Below are 14,212 nucleotides of genomic sequence, written 5' to 3' on the forward strand. Positions count from 1 at the left end.
GGGACCCGCGAACCTCAAATATTGCTCTGAAGGAGGGCTGGGCGGGGTTCGGCGGCCGGCGGCTGGGCCATACCCCCCTCACGTTCGAGGATCGGGCACGTTCGAGGATCGGGCCGGGTGGAGGAGGGGACGATGGAGCGACTGGGGACGGGTATCGGGTGGCGACCTGAGATCGCGGACGCCGTGGAGCGGATGCCGGGGATCGACTGGGTCGAGGCCGTGGCCGAGAACGTCTGCCCCGGGCACCTGCCCGACTCGCTGCGGCGGCTGCGCGAGCGCGGCGTCACCGTGGTGCCGCACGGCGTCTCGCTCGGCCTCGGAGGCGCGGACCGGCCCGACGCGGGCCGGCTGACCGCACTGGCCGAGCGCGCGGAGGCGCTGGGCTCGCCGCTGGTCACCGAGCACATCGCGTTCGTCCGGGCGGGCGGGTCGCTGACGGCGTCCGCGCACCTGGAGGCGGGCCATCTGCTGCCCGTCCCGCGGACCCGGGACGCCCTGGACGTGCTGTGCGACAACGTACGCATCGCGCAGGACGCACTGCCGGTGCCGCTGGCCGTCGAGAACATCGCCGCGCTGATCAGCTGGCCGGGCGAGGAGATGACGGAGGGCCAGTTCCTCTACGACCTCGCCGACCGCACGGGAGTCCGCCTCCTCATCGACGTGGCCAACCTGCACACCAACCACGTCAACCGCGGCGAGGACCCGGCCAAGGCCCTCGCCGAGCTCCCGCTGGAGGCCATCGCCTACGTCCATGTCGCCGGCGGCTTCGAACGCGACGGCGTCTGGCACGACAGCCACGCCCACCCGGTCCCCCGGCCGGTCCTCGGCATCCTCACGGACCTCGCCTCCCGCGTCTGCCCGCCGGGTGTCCTCCTGGAACGGGACGAGAACTTCCCGGAACCGGCGGAGCTGGAGCACGAGTTGAGCACGATCCGCCGGGCGTTGGAGGCAGGGGCTGTCGAACGCGTGAAGACAGAGCTCCGCTCGGCCGGGCGAGGGGCGGAGACCGGGACCGGCTCGGTACGGCAGGGCCATGAGACCGGGGCGGCCGGGGCGACACGGGGCGCCTTCGGCCTGCCCCATCCAGAGGGTGCCGACGACGCGCGGCAGCGGCTCGGGCTGGCGCAGGCCGCGCTGCTGTCGGCGCTGGTCGCGGGGACGCCCGTGCCCGAGGGGTTCGACCGGGTACGGGTCGGCGTACAGGCGCGGGCGCTCGCCGCGAAGCGGGCGGATGTCGTGGCGAAGGTCGCTCCCGAGCTGCCGGTGATCCTCGGGGACGAGTACCGCACGGCGTTCCTCGGCTACGCCCAGACCCAGCCGATGACCGCCGGCTACCGGCGCGACGCCCTCACCTTCGCCGAGCACCTGCTGTCCGCCGGGCTGCCCGGGGACGCGCAGGCGCGGCGGGAACTGCGGGAGTGGTGGCTGGAGCGCTCGGGGCCCGCGCCGCGCTCCCGCCGCCCGGCCCACCGGCTCGCTCGCGCCACGCGCAGGGTGCTGCTGCGGCGTTGACGGCGATGGGCCCGGCCCGGGCCTCGCTCCTCACCGGCCCATGCCTACCCGGTTACGCAGGCGCAGGATGCGCTCAGCGCCGGCGATGACGCGGTCGTGGGCGGACCCGGCGCCGCGCGCGGGAGTGGCGGCCGTGCCGTGCCTTTCGTGGGTGAGCCCTTCGTGGGTGACACGGTGTGGCGCGCGGGTCAGCCCTTGAACCAGCCGGAGGGGGCGGGGGCGAGGTTCTGGTAGATGTGCTTGGCCTCCTGGTACTCGCGCAGCCCCGTGGGGCCGAGCTCGCGTCCGACGCCGGAACGGCCGAAGCCGCCCCACTCGGCCTGCGGTACGTAGGGATGGAAGTCGTTGATCCACACGGTGCCGTGCCGCAGCCGCTGGGCGACGCGCTGGGCGCGACTCGCGTCGGAGGTCCACACGCCGCCGGCGAGGCCGTAGGGGGTGTCGTTGGCCAGTTCGACCGCCTCGTCCTCGGTGCGGAAGCGCTCGACGGTGACGACCGGGCCGAAGACCTCCTCCTGGACGATGCGCATGGACCGGTCGCAGTCGGCGAAGATCGTCGGCAGCAGGAAGAAGCCGCTGCTGAGGGCGGGGTCGTCGGGGCGGGTGCCTCCGGTGACGAGCCGGGCGCCCTCCTCCTTGGCGACGGCGATGTAGCCCTCGACCTTCTCGCGGTGCTCGGCGGAGCTGAGCGGACCGCTCTCGGTGCCCTCCTCCAGGCCGTTGCCGAGCCGGATCGCCCGGGCGCGCTCGGCGTAGGCCTCGACGAACCGGTCGTGCAGGGAGTCCTCGACGAGCAGGCGCGAACCGGCCGAGCAGACCTGCCCGGAGTGCAGGAAGGCGGCGTCGAGGGCGTAGTCGACGGCGGCGTCGAAGTCGGCGTCCGCGAAGACGACGTTGGGGTTCTTGCCGCCCAGTTCCAGGGCGATGTTCCGCGGTCCCTCGGCGGCGCTGGCCATGATGGCGCGACCGGTGTTCAGACCGCCGGTGAAGGAGACCAGGTCGACCTCGGGGTGGCGGGTCAGGGCCGCGCCGACGGTCGCCCCGGAGCCGAGCACGAGGTTGGCGACGCCGGGCGGGGCGCCGGCCTCCTCGATGAGCCGGATCATGGCGATGGTGGTGAGCGGGGTGGTCTCGCTGGGCTTGAGGACGAAGGTGTTGCCGGCGGCCAGGGCGGGGGCCACCTTCCAGGAGGCCTGCAGCAGCGGGTAGTTCCAGGGGGCGATGAGCGCGCACACGCCGACGGGCTGGTAGACGACGCGGCTGAGGACGTCCGGGCCGACGTCGACGACCCGGCCCCCGTCCTTGCCCGCGAGTTCGGCGAAGTAGCGGAAGGCGTTCGCCACGTCCTCCACGTCGATCCGGGCCTCGGTGAGCGTCTTGCCGGTGTCGAGCGTCTCGGTGCGGGCGATGTCCTCCCGGTCGCGCAGCAGCAGGTCGTGGACGCGCAGCAGGAGGTCGGCCCGGCGGCGGGAGGGGGCGTTCGCCCAGTCCTCCTCGGCGAAGGCACGCCGGGCGGCGCGCACGGCGCGGTCGACGTCGGTGGCGTCGGCCTCGTCGACGGTGGTGACGACGGAGGCGTCGTAGGGGTTGACGACCTCGCGACGGCCACCGGCCGCCGACTGCGTCCATTCGCCGTCGATGTACAGCTCACCCACCGCGGGGCCTCCTTCGCGTCCGGCCGGAGCCCGATCGGCTCGACGGTCAGCAACATGGCCCATCGGGCGGGCGGCGGCCACGGGGCACACCGCCGCGAGGGCGTCCGGACGGCTCAGAGGACCCGGGTGGGCTAGTCGCCCGGCCCCGGACCTGCGCGACCAAGTGTGCGGGGACTAACACCCGGATCACATGCGATCGGAGTCGTGGGCCCCTTCTACCTCTTTGTCCCGGCATGTCATCCGTCTCGCATCCCGCATTTGCCCCTGTCCACCCCCGAAACAACCATTCATCCCTGTACGGCAGTTGACGTAGACCCAGCAGTAACATGTCAACTCCGCACCCGAAGCGCACTAGCGTGCGGTGCCGTACCGGGAGGCACCACCATGCGACCGCGAACCCCCGTCGAGGGCCGAGGCATCTTCAGCGGCACGGGGCTCATCGTCACCTGCCTGGCGGCGACGCTGGCCGCGCTGGTCTTCCCGCTCTGGTCGTACACGGACCGGCCGGGGACGGCGCCGGACGTGCTGAGCGCCCAGACCCTGCGGACGAGCCACGGCCCGCTGTCCGCGCTCGACCAGGACTTCCTCACGAAGGTCCGGCTGGCCGGGCTGTGGGAGCTGCCCGCGGGGCGGCAGGCGCAGGCGAAGGGGACCACACCGGCCGTCCGGACGGCCGGCCGGCACCTCGTCGAGGGGCACCGGTTCCTGGACGAGCGGGTCCGCGACGTCGCCACCCGGCTGAACCTCGCCCTGCCGGACGAGCCCAGCGAGCAGCAGAAGCAGTGGCTGGACCGGCTCGACCGGGCGCAGGGCGCGGAGTACGACCGCGCGTTCGCCAACATCCTGCGCAGGGCGCACGGCACGGTGTTCCCGGTCGTCGCCCAGGTCCGCGCGAGCACCCGCAACTCCCTGGTGCGCGAGCTCGCCGACGACGCCAACTCGACCGTCCTCGACCACATCAAGGTCCTGGAGGCCACGGGCTACGTCGACTTCGACGCCGTGGCCCGCGACCTGGCCCGCGACAGCGCCCCCGCGGCCACCGCCCCGGGGCCGGCCGTCCCGCCGCCCTCGTCCCCCTCGCCGGACTACACGCTCCCGCCGCCCGCCTACAGCCCGCCACCGGACTGAAGCGGAACGTCACATACCGACAACACTCCGTCCGGATTGTGAACGAGGCATGGTGTTCTCGGGACCGTGTCACATACAAACAACATATGCTCTGGGTTCTTTTCCTGCTGGCGGCCTGGGCCGTGGCCGGCACGGCGTGCACGCGCCTGTGCCTGGCTGCCGTTCGCGCCGCCGCCGTGGACGCGGACACCGGCCGGGGTCGTGAACTCACGCTGTACGAGGCGGCGTTCCTCTCCGGCGGCCCCCGCCGGGTCGCCGACGTGACCCTGGTCGCCATGGCCCGCCAGCGCCGTCTGCTCCTGGCCCACACCGGCTGGGCGACGGTCGTCGACCCGCGCGGGAGGGACGAGATGGAGCGGTCGGTGATAGGGGCCATCGGTCCCGAGGGGCAGTCCCGCATCGCGCCGGTGCGGGCCACGGCCGCGACGGCGGACGCGGTGCACGGGATCGCCGAGGGGCTGGTGCGCGCGGGGCTCGCGGTGCCGGACAGTGCCCGTACGACGGTCGCGACGGCCGTCCGGCAGGTCCGCGTGGCTGCCGTCGCCGTGCTCGGGCTGGGCGTGGCCGCGCTGCTGACGCCCGCTCCGCCGGACCTGCCGCGGCACCTGGTCGCCCTGTGGTTCGCGTTGCCGCTCGCCCTGACCCTGAGCTGCCTGGCCGTCGCGCGGGTCGAGATCCACCCCTACTCGCGCTGGGCCTCCCCGGCCGGTCAGCGGCTGCTCGGCGCGCTGACCCGGACCGCGGACGGCGCCGCCGACGACCGTACGTACCTCACCTCGGTGGCCGTGCGGGGCGTCCGCGCGATCGGCGAACCGGATCTGCGGGCCGCGTTCGCCCACCGCGAGTCGCACGACTGACGGACCGGGGGCGCACAGGGGCATTGGGCCCGACACCGGCGGACGGTGCTTGCCTTCCCCCACCTCCGAACGAAACATCCCTTTCGTCGCCACCGTGCACCGAAGGGATACGCGATGAGAGCCGCCCTCCTCTACTCGGCCGCCGGGTCGTTGCTGCTGAGCACCCTCACCGCGGCCCCGGACGCCGAGGACCGCACGGGAGCGGCCGAGAGGCGCGGCACCGCCGTGGCCGCCGCGCGGGCGAAGGCGGCGGGTGTCGCCTTCGGCCCGTGCCCCGACGCGCAGGACCTGCCGGGCAGCATGCGGTGCGGCACGGTGAGCGTTCCGCTGGACTACGCCCGCCCGGACGGCAAGCAGATCGAACTCTCCGTCAGCAGGGCCCGGGCCACGCAGAAGGACCCGCTCAACAGCAAGCACAAGGTCCGCCGGCAGGGGGCCCTCGTCCACAACCCCGGTGGTCCCGGCGCCACCGGCCTGTACTTCCCGCTCATCGGCCTGCTCCCCGAGTGGAAGCGGATCGCGGCCGCGTACGACCTCGTCGGCTACGCCCCGCGCGGGGTGGGCCGTTCGGCGCCGCTGTCGTGCAAGGACCCGAAGCAGTTCTTCAAGGGGCCCTCGCAGGCGCCGACCCACCCCTCGGAGTCGTACAAGAAGGAGCGCATCGCGCAGGCCAGGGCGTACGCGCGCGGCTGCGCCGAGCGGTCCGGCGACGCGCTGCGGCACTACCACTCGCTGAACAACGCCCGCGACCTCGAGGTGCTGCGCGCCGCACTCGGCGAGGAGCGGCTGACCTTCATGGGCTCGTCGTACGGCACCTACTTCGGGGCCCTGTACGCGACGCTGTTCCCGGAGCACGTGCGGCGGATGGTGTTCGACTCGGTGGTCCACCCCGGCCCCGAGCGGATCTGGTACCGCAACAACCTCGGCCAGTCGGCGGCGTTCGAGGGCCGCTGGGCGGACTTCCGGGCCTGGATCGCCCGGCACCACGACGTGTACGGGCTGGGCCGGACGGCGCGGGAGGTGCTGCGCAGCTACGAGCGGGCGAGCGCGAAGCTGGCCGCGGAACCGGCGGGCGGGAAGGTCGGGCCGGGGCAGTTGCAGGGGGCGTTCCTGCAGGCCGGGTACTACGACGACCAGTGGCCGCACCGCGCGCACGCGCTGTCGGCGTACCTCAAGGGCGATTCCGGGCCGCTGATCGAGCAGGCCGAGCAGCACCCGGAAGCGGCGGCCGAGGCGGAGAACTCACGCGCGGTCTACGTGGCCGTCGAGTGCAACGACGCCCCCTGGCCCACGGACTGGAGGGTGTGGGACCGGGACAACACCCGGCTCGCGCGGGTGGCGCCCTTCGAGACCTGGGACAACGTGTGGACGAACCTGCCCTGCGCCTACTGGCAGGCCCCGCGGCAGCGGCCGCTCGACGTCGGCGCGGGGCCGGGCGAACTGCCGCCGACGCTGATCCTGGCCGCCGAGCGGGACGCCGCCACGCCCTACGACGGCGCCCTCGAACTCCGCGACCGCCTCGCGGGCTCGGTCCTGGTGACGGAGCGGGACGCCGGCGCTCACGGGCTGGCGGGCGGCCCGAACGCCTGCGTCAACGGGCACATGGAGGCGTACCTGCTGGAGGGCCGGCTGCCGGGACGGCGCGCGGAGTGCGCCCCGCACGCCGAGCCGAAGCCGACGGCCCCGGGCAGGGCCGGGGCCGGGCGACGCATCCGCTGACTCAGGCCAGACCGGCGACCAGCTCGGCGATGTCCTTGCGGCGGCCCGTGTAGAACGGCACCTCCTCGCGGACGTGCCGGCGGGCCTCCGAGGCGCGCAGGTGACGCATGAGGTCGACGATGCGGTACAGCTCGTCGGCCTCGAAGGCGAGGATCCACTCGTAGTCGCCGAGGGAGAACGAGGCGACGGTGTTGGCGCGCACGTCCGGGTACCCGCGGGCCATCTTGCCGTGGTCGGCGAGCATGCGGCGGCGGTCCTCGTCGGGCAGCAGGTACCAGTCGTAGGAGCGCACGAAGGGGTAGACGCTCACATAGTCGCGGGGCGTCTCGTCGGCGAGGAACGCCGGGATGTGCGCGCGGTTGAACTCGGCGGGGCGGTGCAGCGCCATGTTCGACCAGACGGGCTCCAGGGCGCGGCCCAGCTTCGTCCGGCGGAAGAGGTTGTACGCCTCCTGCAGCGCGTCGCTGGTCTCCGCGTGCCACCAGATCATGAGGTCGGCGTCGGCGCGCAGGCCCGAGACGTCGTAGGTGCCGCGGATCGTGACGTCCTTGGCGGCGAGCTGGTCGAACAGCTCCTGGACCTCGTCGGCGTACCCGGCGCGGTCCTCGGGGAGGACGTCCTTCAGCTTGAAGACGGACCAGAGCGTGTAGCGGATGACCTCGTTGAGGTCCTTGGCCAGCTTGCCCTTGTTCGGGATCCTGCCGGACTCAGGGGTAGGGGCGTCGTTGCTCATGTCCCTATTCTCCCGCTCCGCCGTGCAGGCTCTGCACCGGGTGGGCGGTGAGCTCCTGCACACCGCGCAGGTCACCGTGGATCTGGTCGACGGCGGCGTACGCACTGGCGATGCAGGCCGGGATGCCGACGCCGTCGTACGGGGCACCGCAGACGGCGAGGCCGGGGAGGCGGGCGATGTGCTCGCGGATGCGGGCCACGCGCGCGTGGTGGCCGACGGGGTACTGGGGCAGGCCGTCGTCCCAGCGGGTGACGCGGGCGGCGACGGGCGTGGCGTCGAGGCCGGTCGCCGCCAACAGGTCGTGCCGGGAGACGTCGACCAGCTCGCTGTCGTCGCGCTGGAGGATCTCCGTCTCGCCGTACCGTCCGACGGAGGTGCGCAGGACGACCAGGCCGGGGTCGTCGTCGGCGATCCAGCCCCACTTCTGCGAGGCGAACGTGGACGCCTTGATGGTGTGCCCGTCGACCGGGGGCACGAGGAAGCCGCTGCCCTCGGGCAGGGCCGTCCCGGCGCGGCGGTAGGCGAGGGTGATCAGGGCCATGGAGGCGTACTCGACGCCGTCGAGCTCGGCGGCGGCTCCGGGGTTCTCGGCGCGCAGCAGCCGGGCGGCGGCGGGGGCGGGGGCGGCGACGACCACGGCGTCCGCGAGCCACTCGCGCTCACCGGAGACGACTTGCCAGCCGCCCTCGGGGGTGCGGCGCAGCCGCGTCACCGGCGTCCCGGTCAGGATCTCGCCCCCGCGCGCCCGGACCGAGTCGGCCACCGCGAGGGGCAGGGTGCCGATGCCGCCCCGGATGCCCATGAACACCGGGCCGGTCTGCTGGGCCGCGGCCGCCTTGGCCTGGAGCTCGCGGACCCCTGCTGTCAGGGAGGTGTGGGTCCGGGCCACCTGGAAGAGCTGCGGGACGGCCGAGCGCATGGAGATGCGGTACGCGTCGCCCGCGTAGACCCCGCCCAGCATGGGCTCCAGCAGGCGGTCGACGACCTCGCGGCCGAGGCGCTGCGCCACGTACTCCCCCACGGCCACGTCGTCGCCGACCTCGGTGCGGGGCAGCTCGGCGTCCCGCTCGATGCGGGCGAGGCCCTCCTCGGACAGCACGCCGGCCAGGGCGGACGCGGTGCCGGGCACGCCCATCACATGCCCCTTGGGGAAGGGGCGCAGGGCGCCGCGGGTCCAGAGCGAGGCCGTGGCGGTCGCGGGGGGCTGGAGGCGGTCGGCGAGGCCCACCTCGCGGGCGAGCGCCACCGCCTCGGGGCGGCGGGCCAGCATCGATTCGGCGCCGAGGTCCACGCGCGCGCCCGCGATCTCCCCGGGCAGCAGCTTGCCGCCGACCCGGCCGGAGGCCTCCAGCACGGTCACCCGCGCCCCGCGCTCCAGCAGCCGGTGCGCGGCCGCCAGCCCCGCGATGCCCGCCCCGATGACGACGACCTGCCCTTGAACTTCGCGCATGGCCCCAGCCTCTCAGACCCCGCTGACAGCGCCGCCGCGCCCCGGTGTCCTTCACGAGTCCCGACCGTGACCGCATCGGAACCGTCCCGGGCCAAACGATCGGCGGCGTCCGGGCGTCGAAGAAGCGTCAGCAGAATCGACCCCGGGGGATGCCCGCATGCGCACACGACGATCCGTACGACGCCCCGCGCCGGCCCTGGCCGCACTCCTGCTGGCGGCCGCCCTCGCACTCACCGGGTGCAGTGCCGGAGACGACGGGTCCGGCGGCAGCAGTTCCGCCGCCGACCGCGGCGTCGCCGCCTCCGAGGCGGACGGCAAGGCCGGCTCGGGCGAGGCCGCCCCCGGCGGTGCCGGAAGCGGCGCCAGGGCCACGGCACCGCCGAAGCTCACCGCGAGCCACATCATCCGCACGGCCTCGCTGACCGTGCGGGTCAAGGACGTCCCGAAGGCCCTGGAGCAGGCCCGCACCGGCACCGAGAACGCAGGCGGCTACGTCGGCAACGAGACGACCACCCGGGACGCCGAGGGCCATGAGCGCACCCGGGTCGTGCTGCGCGTCCCCGTCGAGAAGTACGACGAGGTCCTCGCCGAGCTGGAGGGCACCGGCAAGCTCCTCGACCGCAGCGCGAAGGCCGAGGACGTCACCGACCAGGTCGTCGACGTGGAGAGCCGGATCAAGACGCAGCGCGCCAGCGTGGCCCGGATCCGCGAGCTGATGGACCAGGCCACCAAGATCGGCGACGTGGTGACCCTGGAGGGAGAGCTGAGCACCCGCCAGGCCGATCTGGAGGCGCTGCTCGCCCGGCAGGCGTCCCTGAAGGACCGCACCAGCCTGGCCACCATCACCCTGTCGCTGTCCGAGACCCCGGTGAAGAAGCAGGCCAAGGATGACGACCCCGGGTTCGTGGACGCGCTCGCGGGGGGCTGGAACGCCTTCGTGACGATGCTGCGCTGGCTCGCCGTGGCCTTCGGCGCCGTCCTGCCGTTCGCGGCGGTGGCCGCACTGATCGTCCTGGTGTGGCTGCGCGTCGTACGCCCTCGCCTGCCGCGCCGCCCCGGGTGAGCGGGACTGAAATGCCCTGCTCCCGTAGCGTGTTCGCATGAACATGAGCCGCGCACGGGAGCGACTGGTCGTCATCGGCGGTGACGCCGCGGGAATGTCCGCGGCGTCGCAGGCGCGCCGCCTGAGGGGCCCCGACGAGCTGGAGATCGTGGCGTTCGAACGGGGCCACTTCACGTCGTACTCGGCGTGCGGCATCCCCTACTGGGTCGGCGGCGACGTCACGGACCGGAACCAGCTCATCGCCCGCACCCCCGAGGAGCACCGCGCACGCGGCATCGACCTGCGGCTGCGCACCGAGGTCACGGAACTCGACCTCGACGGGCAGCGGGTACGCGCGCGTGACGTCGACTCCGGCGAGGAGTCCTGGACGTCGTACGACGAACTCGTGATCGCGACCGGCGCCCGGCCGATCCGGCCCGACATGCCCGGGGCCGACGCGGCCGCGGTGCACGGCGTGCAGACGCTGGACGACGGCCAGGCGCTCCTCGACACGCTGGAACGCACGCGTGGCCGCCGCGCGGTGGTCGTCGGGGCCGGCTACATCGGTGTGGAGATGGCCGAGGCGCTCATCAACCGCGGCTACGAGGTGACGGTCGTCAACCGCGGCAGCGAACCCATGTCGACCCTCGACCCCGACATGGGCCGCCTGGTGCACACGGCCATGGAGGGCCTGGGCATCACGATGGTGAACGACGCCGAGGTCACCGAGATCCCGACCGGCGACGGACGGGTGCGGGCGGTGGTCACCCAGGACCGCGAGTTCCCGGCGGACGTCGTCGTGCTCGGCATCGGCGTGCGCCCCGAGACGACTCTCGCGCGGGCCGCCGGTCTCCCCCTGGGCCCGCACGGTGGTCTCCTCACGGACCGCTCGATGCGGGTGCGCGGCCACGAGAACATCTGGGCCGGCGGCGACTGCGTCGAGGTCCTCGACCTGGTCTCCGGCCAGGACCGGCACGTCCCGCTCGGCACCCACGCCAACAAGCACGGCCAGGTCATCGGCACCAACATCGGCGGCGGTTACGCCACCTTCCCGGGTGTGGTCGGCACGGCGGTCAGCAAGGTCTGCGACCTGGAGATCGCCCGCACGGGCCTGCGCGAGAAGGACGCCCGCCGGGTGGGCCTGCGCTTCGAGTCGGTCACCATCGAGTCGACCAGCCGCGCGGGCTACTACCCGAACGCCTCCCCCATGACGGTCAAGATGCTCGCCGAGCACCGCACGGGCCGCCTCCTCGGCGTCCAGATCGTCGGCCGGGAGGGCGCGGGCAAGCGGGTCGACATCGCGGCGGTCGCCCTCACGGCCGGCATGACGGTGGAACAGATGACGTCCCTGGACCTCGGCTACGCCCCACCCTTCTCCCCGGTCTGGGACCCGGTCCTGGTGGCGGCCCGCAAGGCGGCGGCAAAGGTCCGCGGTTCCTTGTGAGGTGGGGCGGGGCCGTGCCTTCAGGGGCGCGGGCTGTATCGAAGTGCGGCTCCGCCGCGTGGGCGCGACAAGCCACAGACGTCGCGCACTCGGCGACGACCCCGCGCCCCCACGGCGAATCCCTTACGCCGTCCCAGCCGTACCGTTGATCCGGTCGATCGCCTGCCGTGCCTGCTCCGCCGGCGGCCGCGACGGCAGGGACGACACCGACGCCGAAGCGGCCGTCACCGCCGGCGGCTGCTCCCCCGCCGGCTTCGCGTGCGAGGCCACCCGGGTCGACCGCAACCGGTGGCTCACCGCCTCCTCCAGCGTCACGGGCCGCCGCATCTGGGTCGCCAGCCGCCCGGCCTCCTGGCCGAGGCGGGCCACGTCCTCCCAGGGCAGCCGCACCACCAGCGTCAGCTCCGCCTCGCCGTCGGGCAGTGCGTGCATCGCGGGAGTAACTCGGTCGTTCATCGCCTGTTCCTCACGTCGGCCCCGCGACCCGCCTTCCCCGCGCCGCGGGCGGTTGCCGACACATACGCACGCCCGTGCGGCCGCGTTCACCGAACCGGCCGATCGGATCTGCGTCAGCGCGCGGTCTGCGTGTGCACGTGCTCCACCAGCCGCGTCAGCGCGTCCGGGTCCGTGGACGGCATGACGCCGTGACCGAGGTTGAAGATGTGCCCTTCGAGGTCCTTCGCCGAGTCCAGGACCTCGAGGGTCTTGGCCTCGACGGCCTCCGTCGGGGCGAACAGCACGGTCGGGTCGAGGTTGCCCTGGAGCGCCTTGCCGGGGCCGACCCGGCGGGCGGCCTCGTCCATCGGGACGCGCCAGTCGACGCCGACGACGTCCGCGCCGGCCTCGCCCATGAGGCCCAGCAGCTCACCGGTGCCGACACCGAAGTGGATGCGCGGGACGCCGTAGCCGGCCACGGCCTCGAAGACCTTCGCCGACGCGGGCAGCACCGAGCGCCGGTAGTCGACGGGGGCCAGCGCACCGGCCCAGGAGTCGAAGAGCTGGACCGCCGAGGCGCCGGCCTCGATCTGCACCTTCAGGAACGCGGCGGTGATGTCCGCGAGGCGGTCGAGCAGGTCGGCCCACAGCTCGGGGTCGCCGTACATCATCGCCTTGGCGTTCTCGTACGTGCGGGACGGGCCGCCCTCGACGAGGTAGCTGGCGAGGGTGAAGGGGGCGCCGGCGAAGCCGATGAGGGGCGTGGCGCCGAGCTCGCCGGTGAGCAGGCCGATGGCCTCGGTGACGTAGGAGACGTCCTCGGGGGTCAGGTCGCGCAGCTGCGCGAGGTCCGCCCGGGTGCGGATCGGGCGCTCGACGACCGGGCCGACGCCGGGCTTGATGTCGAGGTCGATTCCGATGGCCTTGAGCGGGACGACGATGTCGCTGAAGTAGATCGCCGCGTCCACGCCGTGTCGGCGCACCGGCTGGAGCGTGATCTCGGTGACCAGTTCGGGCCGCATGCAGGACTCGAGCATCGGGATGCCCTCGCGCACCTTGCGGTACTCCGGCAGTGAGCGCCCGGCCTGCCGCATGAACCACACCGGCGTGTGCGGCACGGGCTCGCGCCGGCAGGCCTTGAGGAAGGCGGATTCGTACGGGGCGGACGGCTGCTGGGCCCGAGGGGCGTCGTTGGCACTCACGGGGCCAAGTTTCGCACGGCTCCGGGCGGCGTGATTCAGCCCCTGGACAGGCGCGGGGTGTCTAGCCCGGCACCCGGGCTCCGGTCCCCGTAATCTTCCCGCATGGCTGCGGCTCAGGGACGACTGTCGGACGGCGCTGGCGGAATGGACGAAGCGAAGGACACCGAGAACGACCGGCGGGAGGCGGACTCCGCCCCGCTGCCCTTCCGGGCCGCCGTCGACGCGCTCAGGGCGGCGCGGCTGCGGCCCCAGATCGAGGTCGAGCCGACGCCCCCGCCGAAGCGGCTGGCCCCCTACTCCTACGCGCTGGAGGCCGCGGTCGTCGACGGCGACCAGGACCTGGCCGACGGCCGGCTGGTGCTGCTGCACGACCCGGCCGGGCACGACGCCTGGCGGGGCACGTTCCGGCTGGTGACGCTGGTGCGCGCGGAGCTGGAGCCGGAGATGGCGGCGGACCCGCTGCTGCCGGAGGTGTGCTGGTCCTGGCTGACCGGTGCGCTCCAGGCGCGCGGGCTGACGTACGGGGAGCCGAGCGGCACCGTCACGCGTGCGAGCTCCCACTACTTCGGCGGGCTGTCCGCGCGCCCGGCCGCCTCGCAGATCGAGATCCGTGCGTCGTGGACGCCGCGCGAGGGCCTGGGCGGAGTGCCGGACACGGCCGCGCATCTGGCGGCCTGGTGCGATCTGCTCGCCCAGATCGCGGGGCTGCCGCCGGCCGGCCCGGGGGACGCGTCGGTGGTGACGCTGCCTCAGCGGCGAGGACCGCAGTCCCGCTGATCGAACCCTGACCGCCCCGCACTGATCGATCTTGTGCGGGGCGGTCAACCATGTCCTGCCGACGATCACACCTGCGTCCCCCTCTTGGCCGAATCACTTTGTCGATACGGCCACTTTCGAAGGCGTAGCGACGCAGACCGAAACCGTCCGGCCTTCGAATGATCGACCGCGTGTCCGAATTGCACGGATTGTTATCACTGAATCGTGATCATTCTCTAAAGGCGGACGGGTTCGGTGCCGAAGACGACTGTGACCTTG

Annotated in this window: 12 protein-coding genes; 7 read left to right on the forward strand and 5 right to left on the reverse strand. The window is 73.4% G+C overall.

The genetic code is table 11. The features are described 5' to 3' along the window. Positions 1 to 132: 132 nt before the first annotated feature. Complete coding sequence (locus G3I77_RS19300) at positions 133 to 1,512, forward strand: DUF692 domain-containing protein (RefSeq protein WP_248505395.1); 1,380 nt, start codon at positions 133 to 135, stop codon at positions 1,510 to 1,512. 188 nt (positions 1,513 to 1,700) lie between these two features. On the opposite strand, the gene G3I77_RS19305 is transcribed toward G3I77_RS19300, so the two are convergent. Next, a complete protein-coding gene (locus tag G3I77_RS19305) occupies positions 1,701 to 3,167 on the reverse strand; it encodes an aldehyde dehydrogenase family protein (protein WP_248505397.1) in 1,467 nt (488 codons plus the stop codon). 384 nt (positions 3,168 to 3,551) lie between these two features. Here G3I77_RS19305 and G3I77_RS19310 point away from each other — a divergent pair, with 384 nt between their 5' ends. The 3 genes from G3I77_RS19310 to G3I77_RS19320 all read left to right on the forward strand — a co-directional run bounded on the left by G3I77_RS19310 (position 3,552) and on the right by G3I77_RS19320 (position 6,871). Beyond that, positions 3,552 to 4,295 (forward strand): DUF4142 domain-containing protein, encoded by a 744-nt coding sequence (locus G3I77_RS19310; protein ID WP_248505399.1) that lies wholly within the window; start codon positions 3,552 to 3,554, stop codon positions 4,293 to 4,295. Positions 4,296 to 4,381: 86 nt separating this feature from the next. Then, positions 4,382 to 5,152, forward strand: a complete 771-nt coding sequence (locus G3I77_RS19315; RefSeq protein ID WP_248505401.1) for a TIGR04222 domain-containing membrane protein — start codon at positions 4,382 to 4,384, stop codon at positions 5,150 to 5,152. A 114-nt stretch (positions 5,153 to 5,266) separates the two neighbouring features. Continuing rightward, a complete protein-coding gene (locus G3I77_RS19320; protein ID WP_248505403.1) occupies positions 5,267 to 6,871 on the forward strand; it encodes an alpha/beta hydrolase in 1,605 nt (534 codons plus the stop codon). A gap of 1 nt (position 6,872) precedes the next feature. Here the strand turns inward: G3I77_RS19320 and hemQ are convergent, their stop codons facing one another. Together hemQ and hemG are read right to left on the reverse strand one after the other, a co-directional pair. After that, positions 6,873 to 7,604, reverse strand: a complete 732-nt coding sequence (gene hemQ, locus G3I77_RS19325) for a hydrogen peroxide-dependent heme synthase (protein WP_248505405.1) — start codon at positions 7,602 to 7,604, stop codon at positions 6,873 to 6,875. Positions 7,605 to 7,608: 4 nt separating this feature from the next. Next, entirely contained in the window at positions 7,609 to 9,054 is a 1,446-nt protein-coding gene (gene hemG / locus G3I77_RS19330; RefSeq protein ID WP_248505407.1) for a protoporphyrinogen oxidase, read from the reverse strand. Positions 9,055 to 9,211: 157 nt separating this feature from the next. Here hemG and G3I77_RS19335 point away from each other — a divergent pair, with 157 nt between their 5' ends. Further along, a complete protein-coding gene (locus tag G3I77_RS19335; RefSeq protein WP_248505408.1) occupies positions 9,212 to 10,117 on the forward strand; it encodes a DUF4349 domain-containing protein in 906 nt (301 codons plus the stop codon). A 37-nt stretch (positions 10,118 to 10,154) separates the two neighbouring features. After that, on the forward strand, positions 10,155 to 11,540 hold the full coding sequence (locus G3I77_RS19340; protein ID WP_248505409.1) for an FAD-dependent oxidoreductase: 1,386 nt from the start codon (positions 10,155 to 10,157) through the stop codon (positions 11,538 to 11,540). A 123-nt stretch (positions 11,541 to 11,663) separates the two neighbouring features. Here the strand turns inward: G3I77_RS19340 and G3I77_RS19345 are convergent, their stop codons facing one another. Next, complete coding sequence (locus G3I77_RS19345; protein ID WP_248505410.1) at positions 11,664 to 11,996, reverse strand: hypothetical protein; 333 nt, start codon at positions 11,994 to 11,996, stop codon at positions 11,664 to 11,666. Between the two features lie 113 nt (positions 11,997 to 12,109). Then, on the reverse strand, positions 12,110 to 13,177 hold the full coding sequence (gene hemE, locus G3I77_RS19350; RefSeq protein ID WP_248505411.1) for a uroporphyrinogen decarboxylase: 1,068 nt from the start codon (positions 13,175 to 13,177) through the stop codon (positions 12,110 to 12,112). A 102-nt stretch (positions 13,178 to 13,279) separates the two neighbouring features. Between hemE and G3I77_RS19355 the strand changes: the two genes are divergently transcribed. Next, positions 13,280 to 13,954, forward strand: coding sequence for a DUF3000 domain-containing protein (locus G3I77_RS19355; protein WP_248505412.1), 675 nt, complete (start codon positions 13,280 to 13,282; stop codon positions 13,952 to 13,954). Positions 13,955 to 14,212 lie beyond the last annotated feature (258 nt).

Source organism: Streptomyces sp. D2-8 (assembly GCF_023184515.1).
Classification (GTDB): Bacteria; Actinomycetota; Actinomycetes; order Streptomycetales; family Streptomycetaceae; genus Streptomyces.

What these genes read in the sequence shown, in the direction of transcription:
- G3I77_RS19300 (WP_248505395.1), top strand. Translation starts at nt 133, where the DNA reads ATGGAGCGACTGGGGACGGGTATCGGGTGGCGACCTGAGATCGCGGAC.
- G3I77_RS19310 (WP_248505399.1), top strand. Translation starts at nt 3,552, where the DNA reads ATGCGACCGCGAACCCCCGTCGAGGGCCGAGGCATCTTCAGCGGCACG.
- G3I77_RS19315 (WP_248505401.1), top strand. Translation starts at nt 4,382, where the DNA reads ATGCTCTGGGTTCTTTTCCTGCTGGCGGCCTGGGCCGTGGCCGGCACG.
- G3I77_RS19320 (WP_248505403.1), top strand. Translation starts at nt 5,267, where the DNA reads ATGAGAGCCGCCCTCCTCTACTCGGCCGCCGGGTCGTTGCTGCTGAGC.
- hemQ (WP_248505405.1), bottom strand. Translation starts at nt 7,604, where the DNA reads ATGAGCAACGACGCCCCTACCCCTGAGTCCGGCAGGATCCCGAACAAG.
- hemG (WP_248505407.1), bottom strand. Translation starts at nt 9,054, where the DNA reads ATGCGCGAAGTTCAAGGGCAGGTCGTCGTCATCGGGGCGGGCATCGCG.
- G3I77_RS19335 (WP_248505408.1), top strand. Translation starts at nt 9,212, where the DNA reads ATGCGCACACGACGATCCGTACGACGCCCCGCGCCGGCCCTGGCCGCA.
- G3I77_RS19340 (WP_248505409.1), top strand. Translation starts at nt 10,155, where the DNA reads ATGAACATGAGCCGCGCACGGGAGCGACTGGTCGTCATCGGCGGTGAC.
- G3I77_RS19345 (WP_248505410.1), bottom strand. Translation starts at nt 11,996, where the DNA reads ATGAACGACCGAGTTACTCCCGCGATGCACGCACTGCCCGACGGCGAG.
- G3I77_RS19355 (WP_248505412.1), top strand. Translation starts at nt 13,280, where the DNA reads ATGGCTGCGGCTCAGGGACGACTGTCGGACGGCGCTGGCGGAATGGAC.